The sequence below is a fragment of the Leucobacter tardus genome (genome assembly GCF_017583045.1).
Classification (GTDB): domain Bacteria; phylum Actinomycetota; class Actinomycetes; order Actinomycetales; family Microbacteriaceae; genus Leucobacter; species Leucobacter tardus.
In genome coordinates, this window is the sequence record NZ_JAGFBF010000004.1 from 181,711 (window position 1) to 200,457 (window position 18,747).

An 18,747-nucleotide genomic window follows, 5' to 3' on the forward strand; every position below is an offset into this window, starting at 1 on the left:
CGGTCACATCAACGCTACGGCACTGGCTTCAGTTTCTCCTGCTAGATTGGCCGCTTCCGGCGGGAGAGCGTTGCGCTCAGTGCGAACAGAGGCGCATCTGCGAGGCCGGAGGAGAAGGGACAGTCGCATGCGGGATCCGGGGGCCGAGCGTCGGCGCAGCAGACTCACCATCGGGTTCGCGATCGCGGCGCTGCTCGTTCTCGTCGCCGCCGTGACGCCCTCGCCGTACGTCGTCGAGCGCCCCGGACCGGTGATCGACACGCTCGGCGACGTCCAGGTCGAGGGAGAGGACGTGCCGGTCCTGTCCATATCGGGTGCCGAGAGCTTTCCGACGACGGGCTCGCTCTCGCTCACGAGCGTCACGCTGATCGGCGGGCCCGAGCATCCGACGAAGTGGTTGTCACTGGTCGCGCCGCTCTTCGACCGCGATCAGCGGATCGCTCCGCGGACCGAGTTCTACCCGGAAGGCGTCTCGGAGGAGCAGCGGACCGCGGTCAACACCGCGATGATGGGCTCGTCTCAGACGCAGGCCGCTGCCGCCGCCGCCCGGGCGCTCGGCGAACCGGTGACCGCGCGCGTACTGGTCGCCGATGTTCTCGCGGACGGTCCGGGGGAGGGCGTGCTCGAGCCCGAGGACGAGATCCGCACGGTGAACGGGGCCTCGGTCTCCGACGTGGATGAGCTCAGGGCGGCAGTCGCCGAGGGCGGCGACGCTCCGGTCGAGCTCGGGATCCTGCGCGGCGGCGATGCGGTCACGGTGTCGGTCGTGCCTGAGACACCCGACGGATCCGATACTCCGGTCATCGGTGTGTCGATCGGCGTCGACTACGACCTGCCATTCGCACTTGACTCGAGTCTCGAGGACATCGGAGGCCCCAGCGCCGGAATGATCTTCGCTCTCGCCATCTACGACAAGCTCACCCCCGAGTCGCTCACGGCGGACCGGGCCATTGCCGGCACGGGCACCATCGACGGTGAGGGGCGCGTCGGTGGTATCGGCGGACTCCCGCAGAAGATCGCCGGTGCCGCGACGGCCGATGCCGAGCTGTTCCTCATGCCGGCTGAGAACTGCGGCGACCTCCCGAAGCGGCCTCCCGATGACCTCGTGATCACGCCGGTGGCCACGCTCGACGACGCCCTCTCGGCGGTCTCGGCGTTCACCTCGGGTGAGGATGTGCCCGGGCCGGAGACGTGCGACACCGCCGCCGCGACGGCTGCCGAGTAACGGTACGTCGAGGGGGTATAACGATCCCCTGATCCCGGCGATCCGCGGACCACCCGACCGGTAGGGTGGACAGCGTCCCCGTACCTATACGAAAGTTCAGACGTGACCGACCAGAACAGTTCTGCTCCGGCCGCCCGTCAGCGCCGACTCTCACCACTCGTCCTCACCGTGATTATCGTCGCGGTGCTCATCGTTGCGTTCCTCGGGTTCGCTTCGGTGTTCACCGAGGTGCAGTGGTACCGACAGCTCGGATTCCTCCCGGTGCTCGCGACGCAGTGGATCGCTGCTGCCGTGATGTTTGCCGTCGGATTCATCGCGATGGCCGTCCCGGTATTCTTCTCCATCGATTTCGCGTACCGGAAGCGGCCGGTGTACGCCCGCCTCACGGCGCAGCTCGACCGCTATCAAGAGATGATCGAGCCCCTCCGCCGCGTGGTGAAGTGGGGCCTCCCGATCGTGATCGGCATCATCGGCGGTATGACCGCTGCGGCCTCCTGGCAGCGTGTGCTGCTGTGGATGAATCGTGAGGGCACGGGTCAGGTCGACCCGCAGTTCAACCTCGACGTCTCGTTCTTCATGTTCGACCTGCCGCTGCTGCGCGGTGTCGTGGGCTTCGCTTCGGCCGTCGTGCTGACTTCGCTCATCTTGGGTGCCGCCACGAGCTACCTCTACGGGGGCATCTCGATCAACGGGCGCGAAGTGCGTGTGTCGAAGGCGACGCGCATCCAGGCCGCCGTGCTGGCGTTCCTGTATCTCGCCCTCCAGGGCGTGAGTCTCTGGCTCGATCAGTACGCGACCCTCACGGACCCGCAGGGGCTGCTGACCGGTGCGATGTACAGCGACGTGTTCGCCGTGATCCCCGGCAAGCAGATTCTCGCCGGTATCGCCATCCTGATCGCCCTGCTCTTCCTGATCACCTCCTTCACCGGGAAATGGCGGTTGCCGGTCATCGGCACGGCGCTCTTCCTCGCATCCAGTCTCGTGCTGGGTGTCGGATACCCCTGGGCCATTCAGCAGTTCCGCGTCACCCCCGACGAGGGCAGCCTCGAGTCCGAGTACATCGAGCGCAACATGGCGGCGACGCGCGCGGCGTACGGGGTCGACGAGGTCGAGCAGGAGTCGTACGACGCGACCACCGACACCGAGTCGGGCGCGCTGCGCGACGATGCAGTGGCTACGGCCAACATCCGCATCATGGACCCCGAAGTCATCTCCCGCACCTTCGCGCAGCTCGAGCAGAGCCGTCAGTACTACACGTTCCCGAATTCGCTGAACGTCGACCGGTACGTCATCGACGGCCAGGTCGAGGACACGGTGTCCGCGATCCGCGACGTCAATGTCGAGTCCCAGAGCGGGTGGTACAACCAGACGCTCGTCTATACCCACGGGTACGGTCTCGTCGCCGCGTACGGTAACCAGCGCTCGCCGGGCGGTGAGCCGGTCTTCCTGGAGAACGGCATTCCAACGAGCGGCATGCTCGGCGAATTCGAGCCCCGCGTGTACTTCGGTATGAACTCGCCGCCGTACTCGATCGTCGGTGGCGAGCGCGACCGTCCGATCGAGGTCGACTACCCGGCAGACGCCGAAACGGCTGCCGAGGCGAGTGCCGATGAAGACGCGGTCGAGGCCGAGCCCGCCGAGGGCGAAGACGCCGTGGTCGAAGAGGCTGAGGGTGCCGATGGTGAACGTCAGAACCTCACGACCTTCAGCGGAGACGGCGGGCCGGAACTCAGCAACGCCTTCGTGAAGCTGCTGTACGCGCTGAAGTTCCAGGACTTCGAGGTCGTTCTCTCGGGCGCCGTCGTCGACGGGTCGCAGATCCTCTACGATCGCAACCCGGTCGAGCGCATCCAGAAGGTCGCGCCGTACCTGACGATGGACTCGTCGCCGATCGCCTCGGTCGTCGATGGGCGAGTCGTCTGGATCGTGGACGGGTACACCACCTCGGCTGATTACCCCTACTCCGAGGTGCGCGACTTCAACGCCATGAAGGTCGACGCCGATACCGACAACCAGTCGATGACGCAGAACCCGATCAACTACATCCGGAACTCGGTGAAAGCCACGGTGGACGCCTACGACGGCAGTGTGAAGCTGTACGCGTGGGACACCGAGGACCCGATCCTGAAGGCCTGGGACAAGATCTACCCGGGGATGCTGACCGATCAGTCGGAGATGAGCGCGGATCTGCTGAGCCACGTGCGGTACCCCACCGACCTGTTCAAGGCGCAGCGAGACATCCTGTCGCGCTACCACGTCAGCGGCCCGGGCGTCTTCTACTCGTCCGAGGATGCGTGGCGTACGCCTGACGATCCGGTGAGCGCCGCGGGTGGGGAGACCAACGCTGCCCCGCAGCCGCCGTACTACCTGACGCTGTCGGCGGGAGACGAGGATCCGAACTTCTCGATCTACTCGACCTACATTCCGGACGCCACGGGTGAGGGGTCGCGAGACATCCTTACCGGTTACCTCGCCGCGAACTCCAACGCGGGTGATCAAGCCGGAGAGGTGGCGGAGGAGTACGGCCGACTGAAGCTGCTCACTCTGCCGCGCGGGGACACGGTGCCAGGCCCCGGTCAGGTGCAGAACTCCTACAACACCGACCCCACGGTGTCGACGGAGCTCAACATCCTGCGGCAGGGAGAGACCCGAGTCATCAGCGGTAACCTGCTGACCCTCCCGGTCGGCGGCGGTCTGCTCTACGTGCAGCCGGTGTACATCGAGGCCTCCTCGGGCACGAGCTTCCCGCTCCTGCAGAAGGTGCTGGTCTCCTTCGGCGACAAGATCGCGTTCGAGGACACGCTCGACGATGCGCTCGACGAGCTCTTCGGCGGCGACTCGGGAGCGAGTGCCGGTGACCAGGAGGTCGTTCCCGAGGACACGGTGGAGGGCGAGACTCCCGCGGACGGCGGCGAGACCGAGACTCCGGCTCCGACTCCGGAGGCCACGGTCGACGACGCGCTGCGCGACATGCAGTCCGCGCTCGAGGATCGCGATGCCGCCATGGCGGACGGCGACTGGACCGCATACGGTGAAGCCGACGAGCGCCTGAAGCAGGCGATCGAGCAGGCGATCTCGAATGAGGCCGACGGGGAGTAACGCTCTCCTGGTGATGTGCACAGCGGAGGTCGGGCGTCATGCCCGGCCTCCGCTGCTGCATGGTGCGGCGGGTGAGGGCGGCATCGAGTTCAGCGCAACACACTGCGTGTCGCCGAACTGCGTGATGCGTGCCACCGTGTGGGATCGCGCATGCTGCACGGAGGGGCACTCGCCGCCGACCAGGAACACCATGCAGTGCCGAAGAGTGATCGCCGTCGCGCTGGGCGCTGTTGCCGGACTCGCTCCGCTGCAACACGGCCTCCGTCGTTCGCAATGGCTGGAGGTGCCCGGTCTCGTGCAATTCACGTTCGCTCAAGTGCGTGTCTGCGCTGATCTCATCGCGGCTGGAGCGTTCGCGTTGTCCGCGATGCACATCGACTGGGCGATCATGGATGAGGGGTGGGGGTATCGGACAAACTCGAGGTCCTGAGCGGGACGATCCTTCTCGCGGAAGTGACCGTCGCCTCCGCGATTCTGATCGGTGCGGGTGTGACCGCCAGCTGATGGCAACGGCGACGCACCGTTCCGCCGACGACGCCGAGCGTGCCTCGAGTCACGCTCATCCGCGGGAGACCCGGCCGAGCGACTGACGGCTCCGGACTGCTCGATCCGTTCGTCCCCATGGTCGAGTTGCGGGGAAGCATCGATATGGACTCCGGCGCTCCAAGGACACACAAAAAAGAGGTACTGGGGGTGATCCCAGTACCTCTTTCGGTGCCGCTTGCGGCGTATTCTCGTTGCGGGGGCAGGATTTGAACCTACGACCTCCGGGTTATGAGCCCGGCGAGCTACCGAACTGCTCCACCCCGCGGCACAAGAATTAACTTTAGCACGGTGTTCAGGGCAATGCAAAACGGGCCCAGACTGCAGTCGGTCGAGGGGTCGAACGCCCTGTGGAGAGCGCGCTCGTTCGTGTCCGATTCCGCGAACGATGGGGGTGAGCGGCGCACCCGTCGTCGCGAGAGGAGAGTGCCCTGTGAAATCTCACGCGACCACCACCGGCCGCAGAACAGCGCGGTGCATAGCGCTTGGAATCGTATTCGCACTGATGTGGATGATACTGCCGCACGCCGACCCTCCAGGAGTCGCCGCAAGCCGCGGTCACATGCTCAACGTCGGCGGCTGGATGGTCGGTACGTTCATCTCGTCGAACGGAGCTCACACGTACTGCGTGGAACCGGGAACCTCGGAGCCCGTCGCCGCACAGCAGAAACCGCGCAAGACCGGCACCCTGCCGGGGTACTCGGGCTATCAGCCGGACTCCACGGGGTGGAACGGCCGAGTGACCAGTGGTCCGGCATCGGGCGAAACGGTTCGGCGCATGAACTACGTCATGTGGAAATACGGCCGCACGACCGATGCGGCGCAAGCCGCGAGCGTCCAGTTCGCGGTGTGGTTCATCCGCGACGACCCCGGCGTGCGCGAGTGGTTGAACCATCGGGTGAAGTGGGTGCGGGACCATGGACACGGCGCCGTCATCAGTCGCGCTCAAGACTATGCGGCCGAGGCCCGTCAACAGGCCCGGGCGCCTCAACAGCCGAAACCCGGTGCACTGAAGTTCAGCGAGCGGCGCCTCACGACCGATGCGTCCGGCGTCACCTCCGGGAGCGGGGTCGTCGCCTTCCCCGCAGGCACCACGAAAGTGACGATCTCGGGTGCCGTGTTCGCAGGTGGGAAGACGGTGCTGGCGAACCCCTCGCAGCGCGCGGGTCGGGCATCGTGGACGGTACCGATGCACGCGAAGGCGTGGCAGCGCCACCACGAGGTCTCCGCCAGTGCCACCTGGGAGGGACGGTCCTCTGGCTGGCCAGCCAGCGTGGTGGTCCACCCCGCGTCGCAGCAGAATCAGCAGTGGCTGGGCTCCGGGGTTTCACCGGTCAATGACACCGTACGCGCTGACCTGAAACCGATCTCGACTCGGTTCGACAGCCAGTTCGCCCCCGAACTCAGCACTGAGGTCCCTGAACGGATCGTCTCCCGGGAAGCGGGCGCGTTCGCCGACACGGTCACGATCGGCGTCACGAAGCAGTCAGCCCCGTGGCCGGCGCGACGAAACGCGGACGAAGATATCGAATACGTCCCCATCCGTGCCGAGGGCACCCTGTACGGCCCGTTCGAACACCCCCTCAAGACGACGGAGACGCCCCCCGATGACGCTCCGATTGCGGCACGCGCCGAAGTGACGGCGGACCGCGGACCCGGCACCTACGATGTCGCAGTCGAGGAGCCTCCGCAGAGCTCGGGGTACTACTCCTGGGTCTGGGAGATTCGAAACGCGGGACAGACGGAATCGATTCGGGCGAGCGATCTGCTCCCTGAGAGCTATCGGTTCGCCGATCGGTTCGGTCTCGCCGAGGAGGGTCACGCGGTGCCCACCTCGTTGCGCTGGGAGACGCAACTGATCGAGGACCGACTCGGACTCGATGACCTGCGGATCCGTGACCGCATCACGCCGTCGCCGGTGGACGGACCGTGGTTGCGCGGAGAGACTGGCGGACCGCTCGACGCGGTGCTGACGCTCACCGCGTATCTCTCCCCGGACGAACCCCAGCGTGCCGCGAAGCCGCCAGCGGGTGCGACAGTTATCGGTACGAGTCAGGTGCAGGTCTCGGCCGACGGAGAGACCGTGGAGGCCGAACCGATCCCCGTCCCGTTCGAAACGCGCGGATGGGTGACGGTGCAGACGTGTCTGCGTGAGGAGGACCAGGTCGAGGCGGCTCGTGGTCTGTTCGAAGAGTGGTGCGACGATTACGGAATTCCGGCAGAGACCGCGGTCATCACGCCGCCAGAAGTCGTCACCGAAGCGCAGCCGAGCGCCGTGGTCGGCGAGCAGATCAGTGACACGGCGATCGTCGAAGGACGAGTGCCAGAGCACTCCGAGATCGGGTTCACGTACTACCTGGAGCCCGAAGCGGGAGCGCCGAAGTACGACGAGCACTGGAGGCCGCGGACGGATGCGCAGGGCGAGCCCGAGACCTGGGGCCGCGCTGAACTGCGCCAGCTGTCCGATGCAGAGCGATGTCTCGCGCAGCCGGTCGGACGCACGGACCGGGTGCCCGTCACGGAGGCCGGTCGCGTCTCGTCACCGGGCATCACGGCGCAGAGCGCAGGAACCGGGTACTGGGTCGAAGATCTGCAGACGCGGAACCCGGATACCGACGAGCCCGTCGAACTGCACCGCGGAACGTGCGGTCTGGAGAACGAGCGGACCGTGGTGAGCGAGCGCTCCGGCGCACTCGCCGACACCGGTTCGGACATCGCTCTCGTCGGCGTGGGTGTCGGCGGGGCACTCGGGATACTCGCTGGGCTTCTGCTCTGGGCGGGGCGGCGCTCGCATCGGTTCCACCGCGGCGACGCTGCGGCGTCGGTCGGGCAGGGGAGCGTGGCAGCGGGCGAGGCGCGTTCGAAGGGCGGACTCGTGGACTGAACGTGTGGCGGGGCCGGTCGGGTGCGCCGTCGATGAAACGGCACCCGGCCCCCGTCCGTCGGGCGGCGGCGCCAGCATCGCACGATCCGGATTCCGCAGGCTCTCTGGAGCCGGTACAGAAGTTATTCATAGACTTCTCCGACAGCCTGAGTGTCAGGAAGGGAACCGAGATGCATAGAACTCCTGAATCAGAACCGCACGACCGGAACTCCGAGCGCGAGCCCGGCACCGGTTCGGAAGACCACGCCGCGACACGCCCGCTTCCACCGCGAACGGAGCACGACAGCGGGACCGCAGAGACGCGAGCCGTGCCCACGCAGGGGTCGCCCTCGACTCCGCAGCCGTACGGCGGGTCTCCGCAAGCGTCGCCGGATCAGAACAACGCGTACCCCCGATATGCGCCCCCGCAGTACGGGACGCCGCAGCACACTCCCTCGGGAGATGCTGCAGCCGCCTATCCCGCCGGAACGGCTCAGAAAGCGACACATCAGGGGACGACGCATCCGGGGGCCGCCCCGCACGGTTCCCCGCAGTACGGTGCTCCGCAGTACGGTGCCCCGCCGGCGGGTCAGTATCGCGAGCAGTCGGCGAGCGAGACGCCGGTGCTCGTCGGCGGCGGCGGTCAGCCTCCCGTCACGGACGGCTCGGGACCCACAGGTCCGTCCGGTCCGGGGGCGAGCGGTTCCGGGAAGAAGAGCCGGAGCGGGACGCTCCTCGCGGGGCTCGCGATCGGCGCCCTGCTCGGCGGCGTCGTCGGCGGCGGGGTCGGCGCAGTCGTGTCGGCGAACCTCTCGCAGACCTCGGTCGCGGCGGGCGGCAACGGAGGCACGTTGACGCTGCAGAACACCGACACGGCGACCCAGGTCTCGGGGGTCGCCGCCGCCGCGACGCCGAGCGTCGTGACCCTCGAAGTGCAGTCGAGCAATGCTCAGGGATCGGGCTCGGGCATCGTCTACAGCGAGGACGGGTACATCGTGACCAACGCCCACGTGGCGACGCTCGACGGTGCGGCGATCGACGGCGCTGACATCAAGGTGAAGTTCTCCGATGGTCGGATCCTGCAGGGCGAACTGGTCGGTACCGACCCTTACGCCGATCTCGCCGTGGTGAAGGTCGACGCCGAGGGTCTGAGCCCCGCGACCTTCGCGGATTCCGACCAGATCAACGTGGGCGACCTCACGGTGGCGATCGGTGCTCCGCTCAACCTGTCGAATACCGTCACGAGCGGCGTGGTGAGTGCGCTGAACCGCGGCATCTCAGTCGGCAGCCCGCTGATCCCGGACAACACGGAGCAGCCCGATCAGTCACAGCCCGAAGAGGGCAACGGATTCCCCTGGGACTTCCGATTCGGTACACCCGATGAAGAAGGACAGCAGCAGCCCGAGCAGCAGCAGGCGAGCGGCAGCGTGACCCTCCCGGTCGTGCAGACCGACGCATCGATCAACCCGGGCAATTCGGGCGGTGCGCTGCTGAACGGCGAAGGTGAAGTCATCGGCGTCAACGTCGCGATCGCTTCGAACGCCGGCTCCGAGGCCGCGGGCAGCGACGGGCTCGGATTCGCCATTCCCTCGAACCTGGCGAATCGCATCGCTCAAGAGATCATCGACGGCGATCAGCCCTCCCACGGCCAGCTCGGCATCAGCGTCGCAGATTCGTCCACGGACACCGACGCGGACGCGAGCGTCGCCGGCGGACTGGTCGCCAGCGTCGAGCAGGGCGGCCCCGCCGCCGAGGCCGGTCTCAAACAGGGCGACGTCATCACCGCGGTCGACGGTATCCCCGCGATCGACGGCACGTCGGTCTCCGCACTCGTCCGGTACCACGAGGGCGGTAGCGACGTGAAGATCTCGTACACCCGCGACGGCAAGGCGAGCGAGACGACCGCCACCCTCGGCACTCTGGAGTGGTGAGCCGCTCGGACTGAAAACCGCACTCACCCGCTCCGGCTACAGTGGAGCGGGTGAGTGACGGCAACTTCCGATTCGCACGAGGCAACCTCGAAAAGCTCCTCGCGATTCCGCGGTACCTGATCTCGGTGGTCGTCTCGTGGTTCGTGCCGCGCGACGATCGTCGCTGGGCCTTCGGATCCGGTATCGGCGTGGCTGAAGGAGCGCTGGCCCTGGCACGGCAGCTCCGCGCCGCCGACAGCGCGGCGGAGATCGTCTGGCTCGTCGCCGACGACCAGGAAGCGGAACTGGCGCGCAGCGAGGGATTCACCCCCGTGCTGCGGCGCGGACGAGCCGGATACTGGGCCACCCTGCGCGCGCGGACGCTCGTGGTGACGCACGGTCTCGGGGACGTCAACCGCTTCGGGGTCTTCGGCGGTACCGTGGTGCAGCTGTGGCACGGTGCGCCGCTCAAACGTCTCCACCTCGACTCCCCGGTGACGACGGCGGTGCGCGGCCCGGCGATCGTGCGTCGTCTGCTCAAGCGGATGTATCTCTCGGGCGCAGGCCAGGTCGACCTCTTCGTCGCCGGATCGCCGCTCGCAGCCGACCGGTTGCGGTCGGCGTTCCGCGTCGATCCGGGTCGGGTCGCCGTGCTCGGCGACCCGAGAGACGACGAGCTCGCCCTGCAGATCGCGGACACGGAACGGCGCGATGCGGTCACGAGGCGGGTGCGCGAGATGCTCGGACTCACCGAGTCGACGGCGGAGGGCGAATCGCTGGTGCTCTACGCCCCGACGTGGCGGGATGGCGCGGGGGACCCCGGAGTTCCGACACCGGAAGAAGTGTCCGCGCTGCACGCCACGCTCGAGGCAGTGCAGGCGCGACTCGTCCTCCGACCGCACCCGCTCGGCGCCGGCGCCTACGCGGATGTGCTCGGGCCCCGAGTGCATCTGCTCGACACTGTGATGGCCCGAGACCTCACGCCGCTGCTCGGCGCATTCGACGCGCTGGTCACGGACTACTCTTCCGCGGCCGTCGACTTCTCACTCTTCGCGCGCCCGATCGTGTGGTTCGCCCCCGATCTCGACCGGTACACTCAGAGCCGCGGTCTCTACGAGCCGCTCGAAGTCACCAGTGATCGCCGAGTCGCGGCGGACTGGGCGGGCGTCTCCGATCAGTTGATGTCCGTGCTCCCGTCGCACGGATCCGGCCGCCGATCCGCTGCAGCGCGGTCCCGGGCGCTGGCCGCTCGGTTCCACACGTTTCCCGAGGGCGGCGCCGCGGCACGCGTGCTGGATCGCATCGTGCAGCTCCGTCGCTCGGATGCGGAGCTCATCCCGGAGGGTGCCATCTTCTTCGAGAGCTTCTACGGCACCCAGGTCGGCTGCAATCCGCTCGCGCTCGATCGAGAGATCGCCCGACGGTTCCCGGAGGTTCCCAGGTACTGGAGTGTCACCAGCGAGCAGCAGCGCGTGCCCGACGGCGCCACCGCCGTTCTCGTCGGAGGACGCGAGTGGCGCGCAGCGCGCCGTCGAGCTCGGCTGCTCATCGTCAACGACTGGGTGCGCAGAGGGTTCTCCCCGCGGCGGCAGCAGACGGTGGTGCAGACGTGGCACGGCACGATGCTCAAGCATCTCGCGCTCGGGCGTCCGAACGTCGGCCTGCGCACGCGGATCGCGATCCGGCGAGAGAGCCGCAAGTGGGATCTGCTGCTGTCGCAGAATCCGCACGCGACGGAACAGTTCCGCAGCAGTTACGCCTTCCGAGGCCCGGTGATCGAGACGGGCTACCCGAGGGACGATGCGCTCGCGAACGCGGTGCTCGGACCGCACGCACTGAATCCGGTGTCCGTGCGAGCGGCGCGGCAGGCGCTCGGCATCGCCGACGAACAGCACGTGTGCGTCTACGCGCCGACCTGGCGCGACCGCGGCATCACACTCGTCGACGAGCTCGATGTCGTGGCGCTCGCCGAGGAGCTGGGGGACGGTTGGACGGTCGTGGTGCGCGGGCACACGCGCACCCTCGGATTCGGTACCTACGGGAGAGGGCACCCCCGCGTCGTCGATGCGTCGCGGCACCCCGACGTGAACGACGTCATCCTTGCCGCCGACCTGCTCGTGACCGACTACTCATCGATCATGTTCGACGCCGCGATCACTCAGATCCCGATGCTGTTCTTCGTCCCGGACCTCGCCGCCTATCGCGATCGCGAACGCGGATTCACCTTCGACTTCGAGCGGGAGGCGCCCGGCCCGTTGCTCACCACCCGCGACGAGGTCGTCGCGCATGCCGCGGCGATCGCGCAAGACGCCGCGCACGCCGGGTGGGTGCAGCGGTACGCACCCGCGTCGGCCGCATGGCGAGCGCGTTTCGCACCGCACGATGACGGGCACGCGGCGGAACGCGTGGTCGACGAGCTGATCGAACGCGGCGCGATCGGCTGATCAGGCGCGGGAGGTGTCGACGGTGCGACCCCCGCCGAACAGGATTCCGCGCAGGAATCCGGCGCCCCAGCTCACGTGCATGGTGATGAGCGCGGCGCCGCTCAGCGCACGATCGCGCGGGCCCCGCTGCGGAGGATCTGAGAGCCGCGTCACGGCGAATCCGATTCCCGCCGCATACCCGGCCGACGCCAGGTGCAGCAGCGACCACGGCGATCTGCGGGGGAGCACCCCGATGAGTTGCAGTGCCCCGACGCCCGCACTCGCGGCGAGGGCGACGACCAGCGCTCCCGGAGCGAAGAAGCGCCACGGGTTCGCCCCCCGGTACCGGCGCACGAGTACGGCTCGCCAGGTCCCCGTCGCGAGGAACTGGCGCGAGAGATCGCGGAAGCTGCCGCGCGGCCAGTACGTCACCCCGAGCGCAGGATCGAACCAGACGGTGCCCCCGGCTCGTCGGATGCGCAGGTTGAGCTCCCAATCCTCGCCGCGCAGAATTCCGGGATCGTAGCCGCCGACGGCCTCGATCGCCGCCCGCCGGAAGATCCCGAGGTATGCGGACTCCGCCGGACCGGCCGTGCCGTCTCCGTGATAGGCGCCCCCGCCGAGACCGAACGGACTGTTGTACCCGCGTGCGATGGCCCGCTGCACCGGCTTGCGTCCCGCCGCCCGCATCACACCGCCGACATTGACCGCGTCGTGCGCTCGCAGTGCGGCGATCCCGGCACGGGTGTAATCGGTGGTCAGTTCCGAGTGGGCATCGACCCGGATCACGACGGGGTGCGAGCTCGCCTCGATCGCGCGGTTCAGTCCGATGGGGATGTGGCGTTCGGGATTGTCGACGAGGCGCACCCGCGCGTCCTCCGCAGCGAGCCCGCGGGCGATGTCCGAACTGCGGTCCCGCGATGGGCCGAGCGCGAGCACAATCTCCTTCTCGCCCGCGTAGTCCTGCGCGAGGATCGTGCGCACGGCGCGTTCGAGATATCCCTCCTCGTTGAGCACCGGCATGACGTACGAGACCGCTGGGGTCTCCGGAAGCGCAGGCAGGGATCGCACACTGCGATTGTGCCACGGCCGCGCGTGCGGAGTCCGCGGGTAAACTGTGCGCGTGCAAGGACTGAGGATCGGCAGGCAGGTCGTATCGCTGGGGAGGCGTGCGGCACTGCGGTGGCGCGCGAACCGGGAGGCGCAGCGCATCGTCGCGCGGCGCGGACCGCTCGAGCCCGGCACGTTCCGCGTGGGCGTCTACTTCGCCGACAGCGACGTCAACATCTACCAGATGCGCCAGTGGTACGCCCCGCTGCGTTCCCTCGCGCGTCGTTCCCCGGTGCTCGTCATCGCACGCGATGCGTCGGGGATGCGCACGATCGCCGATGAGAGCGGTCTCGACGTCGTGCTGGCACCTCAACCGCCCGACCTCGAGCGTGTGCTCGACGAGCAGCCGCTCGAAGTCATTCTCTACGTGAATCAGAACACGCGGAACTTCCAGATGCTGCGGTACGGTCGCCGCTGGCACGTGTTCATCAATCATGGCGAGAGCGACAAGGTCTACATGTCGACCAACCAGCACAAGACCTACGATCGCGCCTTCGTCGCCGGGGACGCCGCGCGCGATCGTCTGTCTCGGGCGCTCTGGGACTACGACGTCGATGAACGGACCGTCGCGATCGGACGGCCCCAGACGGATCACCTCGACGGGACGCCGCCGTATCCGGTGGACGAGCGAACGGTCGTGCTCTACGCGCCGACCTGGGAGGGGGATCGGCCGGCGGCGACGTACGGTTCGGTCCGATCCCACGGCGTCGAGCTGGTCAAACGTCTGATCGCGACTGGCGAGCATCGCGTCGTCTATCGCCCGCATCCCCGCACCGGGGTCGTCGATCAGGCGTTCGGCCGCGCGAGCGCCGAGATCGCCGTCCTGCTGCGCGAGGCGAATCGGCGCGACGCATCGGCCCATCACGTCTTCGACGAGTCACCGCAGATCGGGTGGCAGCTCCGGGAACCGGACATCGCGATCTGCGACATCTCGGCGATGGTCTACGACCGACTCTCAACCGGGAAACCGCTCATGATCACGCGTCCGACATCGGCAGCGGCCGAGGTCGAGGACGACCGCGGGTACCTCGCGGACTGCGACTGGCTCGCCGCGGCCGATGCTCAGAACATCGTGGCCGAGATCGAGCGCGCGCTCCACGACGAGCAGGCGCGCGACCGACTCGGGCACTGGTCGAAGCACTATTTCGGCGATACCGAGCACGGCGCGCCGACCGCCCGATTCGAATCCGCGGTCGCCGAGCTCATCGAACGGGCCGAAGAGTACCGCGCGCGGACGTCGGACCCAGATAGGGTTTGATAGATTGTGGGAGTGCCGCCCGAAGACTCGCGATTGGATGCTGATCAGGTGCCGGAAGATGATGCAACGGTAGACAAGTCCGCTGCTCAGGCGACCGATCGGCAGGGTGGCTCCTCTCGAGTCCGGCCCAGTCGGACGGCGGGGTCCCGGTCTCGGAAGGCCGCCGCAGATCCCGGGGTGGAGACCGATGCGGCGTCGACGCCCGCGAGCGCGGCCGCTGCACCCTCTGACGCCGCCGATGTGCAGCACGAGGCGCAGCTGGATGCTCCGGACCGATCGGAACGCCCGAGTAGCAGTGCGCCCGCAACGGGACGCATCCAGGTGCCGGTCCCCTCGGTGGTGCGGGCGCGCGAGCGCGGCCGGCTGGCCGAGCACAACCCGGTGGTGCTCCGGACCGAATCGCTGACGAAGAGCTACGGCACCGTCATCGCGGCGAATGAAGTCACGATCGATGTGCATGCCGGCTCATTCACCGGCATCGTCGGTCCGAACGGCGCGGGCAAGACCACGACGCTGTCGATGCTCAGCGGCCTGAACCGCCCGACCTCCGGTCGCGTGACGGTGCGCGACGTCGACGTCTGGGCAGATGGAGCTGCGGCGAAACGCCTCATCGGCACGCTGCCTGATCGGCTGCGGCTGTTCGATCGTCTGACCGGTGCTCAGCTGATGTACTACTCGGGTGTGCTGCACGGGGTGGAAGAGTCAGCGGTCGCGCAGCGCGTCGCCGAGCTCGCCGAGGCCTTCAGCCTCGAGTCGGCGCTCGGGCGTCTGGTCTCCGACTACTCCGCAGGCATGCAGAAGAAGATCGCGCTCGCCTGCTCCATGATCCACGCACCCGATGTGCTCGTGCTCGACGAGCCCTTCGAAGCGATCGACCCGGTCTCGGCATCGAACGTCACGGAGATCCTCGAGAAGTACGTCGCCGGAGGCGGCAGCGTCATCATGTCGAGCCACAGCCTCGACCTCATCCAGCGCGTCTGCGACCACGTCGCTGTCATCATCGACGGCAGCGTCATCGCGCAGGGCACCGTCGACGCCGTGCGCGACGGGATGAGTCTCGAAGACCGCTTCAGGCACCTGACCGAGTCCAGTGAGGCAGGGGAGGGGCTCGAGTGGTTGCACGGATCTTCAGACTCCGAGTAGCGCTGCTCGCGGCGCCCTTCCGCGAGACCTTCACACGGTCGGTCGGCGCCGTGGTGACCTTCGCCGCACTGTTCGCCGCGGCGGTCCTCGCCGCCATCCTGCCGCCGCGATGGTTCGCCTCGACGGGGCAGCTCGCGACGTTCGATACCGCCGTCGGTGCCGTGATCCTCGGCGCGGTCGTGCTCGTGCCGTTCTTCGCGAATCGCGGACACCTGGAACCTCGGCAGTTCGCCGGGTACCCGATGTCCGCTTCGCAGATCGCGTTCGGGTTGCTGGGCTCGACCGTGATCTCCTGGCCGTTCCTGCTCCTGCTGAGCTGGATCATCGCACTCGGTGCCACCCGCCCGGAATGGCAGGCGCACCCGCCTGCGCTCACGGCGACGCTCGTGCTCGTGCTCGTCATCGCCGTGTGCGGCGCACGAGTCGCGTCGGCGCTCTCGAGACTCGTCGTGGGGTCCGACCGCGCCGGGATCGTCCGCGCCGTCGGATCGGTCCTTCTGGTCGCGTTCGCGCCCGTCGCGGTCTTCGTCGCGGCCACGACGTTCGGCGATGCCGACGGCGCATTCGTGGACGTCACCTCGGTGCTGTCGTGGACGCCGTTCGGCGCTCCGTTCGCCGCACTCTGGCAGCTCGCGTCCGGCGACGAGAGCGGTCTTGCGATGCGCTTCATCATCGCCGGGGGATTCGCCCTTCTGTGCCTCCTCGTCTGGTTCCCACTGGTGAAGGCATCGAACGAACGCGTCGAGCGACCCGCAGACAGTGCGGTTGCGCGTCGGGGTCTCGGATGGTTCGAGCGGTTCCCCGCTCGCCCCGCCTCCGTCATCAGCGCGCGCACACTGACCTACTGGGCGCGCGACCCGCGGTACCGCGTGGCACTGGTCGCGATCCCGATCGCCCCCATCGTGATGCTGCTGGCGTTCTGGGTGGCCGGAGCCGGGATCACCGTGCTCGCGCTGCTGCCGCTCCCGGTCATGCTGCTGCTGCTCGGATGGTCGCTGCACAACGATGTGGCGATGGATTCGACGGCGATCTGGAGTCATGTCGCGAGCGGGATCCGCGGGCGCGAAGATCGCGCGGGGCGTCTCGCGCCGGTGCTCGTCGTCGGGGTTCCGCTTGCAGTGATCGGGTCCAGCCTCACCGTCACCGTCCTCGGCGAATGGCGCATCCTCCCGGCCGTCATCGGACTGAACCTCGGAGTGCTCTTCGTGGCCGCTGGCGTGGCGAGCGTGTTCTCGGTGCTCATGCCCTATCCGACCACCCGCCCGGGCGACAGTCCCTTCCTGCAGCCGCAGTGGTCGGGCTCGGGCTCGGGCCGCGCGCAGACCATGTCGATCATCGTGGCGATGCTGCTGTCGCTGCCGCCCGTGTGGTTCGCATTGAACGCCGTGTTCGACGTCGAATTCACCGCGAATCTGTGGGCGCTGCTCTTCGGCATCGGCTACGGCGCGGTCGTGCTGCTGCTCGGTGTGCTGATCGGCGGCGCGGTCTTCAATCGCAGCGCACCCGAACTCATCGCGGTCACCCAGGTCTACGACTGACACTCGCGCCCGAGCGGCGTAGAATGGGCGCATGGGTATCTTCACGCGTGACCAGGGCCCCGCAGGCGGCACCGATGTACTCGATCGCGAGCTCGAGAAGCTGCTCGAGGATCAGCAGCTGGAGGATGGCGACCACGAGCGCTTCTCGCACTACGTGCCGAAGCACAAGATCATGGAGTCGGCGATGTCCGGCAAGCCGGTGCGTGCGCTCTGCGGGAAGAAGTGGACCCCCTCCCGCGACCCGGAGAAGTTCCCCGTCTGCCCGGAGTGCAAGAAGGTCTACGAAGAGATGAAGAAGTAGACGCGTTCGCTCATTCCACGTAGAGCGTCGGAACCGCCGGGTCTCCGCGAGTGAGGCTCATGGCGACGGGCGGCAGCGCCGCCACACTCAGACGATGCCGCTCACGAGCGGCCGCGATACCCGCGGTGCCCGTGTGGCCGGACTGCACGACCCCGTCGATGACGAGGGGGACCACGACCTCTTGAGCGGTTTCTCCATGGCCGAGCTCGAGGTGATCCGCGGCTCCGTCGTGGAGCAGCACCTCCTCGCTCAAGACCGTCCCGGTCGCCGATACGAGTCGACGCACCCCCTTCCGCCCGCCGATCGACGCCTTCGCGGCCGAACGCTTCGCCACGGGCACCCACGCGCCGTCGTCACCCGTACGGGCGACCAGCTTGTAGACCATCCCCATGGTGGGCGAGCCCGAACCGACGACGACCGACGTGCCCACGCCGAAACTGTCCACCGGTGATGCGGCGAGTGTCGCAACGGTGTGCTCGTCGAGATCGTTCGTGACGGTGATGCGGGTGTCCACCGCCCCGAGCTCGTCCAGCAACCGGCGTACCCGCCCGACGACGACGGGGAGGTCGCCGGAGTCGATGCGGACGGCGCCGAGCCCGGGACCCGCCACGTCGACGGCGTTGCGCACGCCCTGTTCGATGTCGTAGGTGTCGACGAGCAGGGTAGTGCCCGGGCCCAGGGAGGCGACCTGAGCGGCGAAAGCATCCCGTTCGCTGTCGTGCAGCAGGGTGAAGCTGTGCGCCGCGGTGCCCATGGTCGGAATGCCGTAGCTGCGGCCAGCCTCGAGGTTCGAGGTCGCGCTGAACCCCGCGATGTACGCCGCGCGTGCCGCGGCGACCGCACTGCGTTCGCCCGTGCGCCGCGAACCCATCTCGGCGATCGGCTTGCCTGCGGCGGCGTGGCTCATCCGCGACGCAGCGGTCGCCACCGCCGAGTCGGCGTTCAGGATGCTGAGAGCGAGCGTCTCGAGGAGCACGCCTTCGGCGAAGGTCGACTCGACCGTGAGCAGCGGGGATCCGGGGAAGAACACCTCGCCCTCGGGGTACCCCCAGATGCTGCCACTGAAGGAGAAGTCCGCGAGCCAGTCCAGGGTCTCCTGCCGCAGAAAGTCCTCTTCCGCGAGCCACGTCAGTTCGGCATCGGTGAAGCGGAACAGTTCGAGCGCTTCGAGCAGGCGGCCGGTGCCCGCGACGACGCCGTATCGCCGCGCTCCGGAAAGTCGGCGGGCGAAGAGTTCGAAGACGCTGCGACGGTGGGCGGTGCCTGCGGCGAGGGCGGCATCGACCATCGTGAGCTCGTAGCGGTCGGTGAGGAGCGCGGTTGAGGCTGACACC

The 18,747-nt window shown here is 68.0% G+C and carries 11 protein-coding genes and 1 tRNA gene; 9 read left to right on the forward strand and 3 right to left on the reverse strand.

Annotated elements, in window-relative coordinates; genetic code table 11:
• Window positions 1–127 precede the first annotated feature (127 nt).
• Window positions 128–1,225, forward strand: coding sequence for a YlbL family protein (locus tag J4H85_RS06415; RefSeq protein WP_208237993.1), 1,098 nt, complete (start codon window positions 128–130; stop codon window positions 1,223–1,225).
• Window positions 1,226–1,327: 102 nt separating this feature from the next.
• Window positions 1,328–4,324, forward strand: coding sequence for a UPF0182 family membrane protein (locus J4H85_RS06420; protein WP_208237995.1), 2,997 nt, complete (start codon window positions 1,328–1,330; stop codon window positions 4,322–4,324).
• Between the two features lie 737 nt (window positions 4,325–5,061).
• Here J4H85_RS06420 and J4H85_RS06425 read toward each other — a convergent pair.
• Window positions 5,062–5,135, reverse strand: a tRNA-Met gene (locus J4H85_RS06425).
• A gap of 243 nt (window positions 5,136–5,378) precedes the next feature.
• Here J4H85_RS06425 and J4H85_RS06430 point away from each other — a divergent pair.
• The 3 genes from J4H85_RS06430 (at window position 5,379) to J4H85_RS06440 (ending at window position 12,084) form a co-directional block, all read left to right on the forward strand.
• Window positions 5,379–7,751 carry a hypothetical protein gene (locus J4H85_RS06430; RefSeq protein WP_208237997.1) on the forward strand — a complete coding sequence of 791 codons (2,373 nt, stop codon included), beginning with the start codon at window positions 5,379–5,381 and terminating at the stop codon, window positions 7,749–7,751.
• 308 nt (window positions 7,752–8,059) lie between these two features.
• Window positions 8,060–9,661: a S1C family serine protease gene (locus tag J4H85_RS06435; RefSeq protein ID WP_307863465.1), complete on the forward strand. Its 1,602-nt coding sequence runs from the start codon at window positions 8,060–8,062 to the stop codon at window positions 9,659–9,661.
• Between the two features lie 50 nt (window positions 9,662–9,711).
• The gene (locus J4H85_RS06440) at window positions 9,712–12,084 is read left to right on the forward strand and encodes a CDP-glycerol glycerophosphotransferase family protein (protein WP_208237999.1); all 2,373 of its coding nucleotides are present in this window, start codon (window positions 9,712–9,714) and stop codon (window positions 12,082–12,084) included.
• Here J4H85_RS06440 and J4H85_RS06445 read toward each other — a convergent pair whose 3' ends face one another.
• The gene (locus tag J4H85_RS06445) at window positions 12,085–13,134 is read right to left on the reverse strand and encodes a glycosyltransferase family 2 protein (protein WP_307863466.1); all 1,050 of its coding nucleotides are present in this window, start codon (window positions 13,132–13,134) and stop codon (window positions 12,085–12,087) included.
• A 52-nt stretch (window positions 13,135–13,186) separates the two neighbouring features.
• On the opposite strand from J4H85_RS06445, the gene J4H85_RS06450 reads away from it, so the two are divergent.
• From J4H85_RS06450 to J4H85_RS06465, 4 genes are all read left to right on the forward strand, one after another.
• Complete coding sequence (locus J4H85_RS06450; protein ID WP_307863467.1) at window positions 13,187–14,431, forward strand: CDP-glycerol glycerophosphotransferase family protein; 1,245 nt, start codon at window positions 13,187–13,189, stop codon at window positions 14,429–14,431.
• 177 nt (window positions 14,432–14,608) lie between these two features.
• A complete protein-coding gene (locus J4H85_RS06455) occupies window positions 14,609–15,574 on the forward strand; it encodes an ABC transporter ATP-binding protein (protein ID WP_307863468.1) in 966 nt (321 codons plus the stop codon).
• On the forward strand, window positions 15,544–17,112 hold the full coding sequence (locus J4H85_RS06460) for a hypothetical protein (RefSeq protein WP_208238001.1): 1,569 nt from the start codon (window positions 15,544–15,546) through the stop codon (window positions 17,110–17,112). Before J4H85_RS06455 ends, J4H85_RS06460 begins: the two co-directional genes overlap by 31 nt.
• Window positions 17,113–17,143: 31 nt before the next feature.
• The gene (locus J4H85_RS06465) at window positions 17,144–17,413 is read left to right on the forward strand and encodes a DUF3039 domain-containing protein (protein ID WP_208238002.1); all 270 of its coding nucleotides are present in this window, start codon (window positions 17,144–17,146) and stop codon (window positions 17,411–17,413) included.
• A gap of 10 nt (window positions 17,414–17,423) precedes the next feature.
• On the opposite strand, the gene J4H85_RS06470 is transcribed toward J4H85_RS06465, so the two are convergent.
• Window positions 17,424–18,746, reverse strand: a complete 1,323-nt coding sequence (locus tag J4H85_RS06470) for a nicotinate phosphoribosyltransferase (RefSeq protein ID WP_208238003.1) — start codon at window positions 18,744–18,746, stop codon at window positions 17,424–17,426.
• Window position 18,747: the final 1 nt, after the last annotated feature.

Bases quoted from the DNA above. Each gene is read 5' to 3' on its own strand.
- J4H85_RS06415 (WP_208237993.1), top strand. From the start codon at position 128: ATGCGGGATCCGGGGGCCGAGCGTCGGCGCAGCAGACTCACCATCGGG.
- J4H85_RS06430 (WP_208237997.1), top strand. From the start codon at position 5,379: ATGATACTGCCGCACGCCGACCCTCCAGGAGTCGCCGCAAGCCGCGGT.
- J4H85_RS06465 (WP_208238002.1), top strand. From the start codon at position 17,144: ATGGGTATCTTCACGCGTGACCAGGGCCCCGCAGGCGGCACCGATGTA.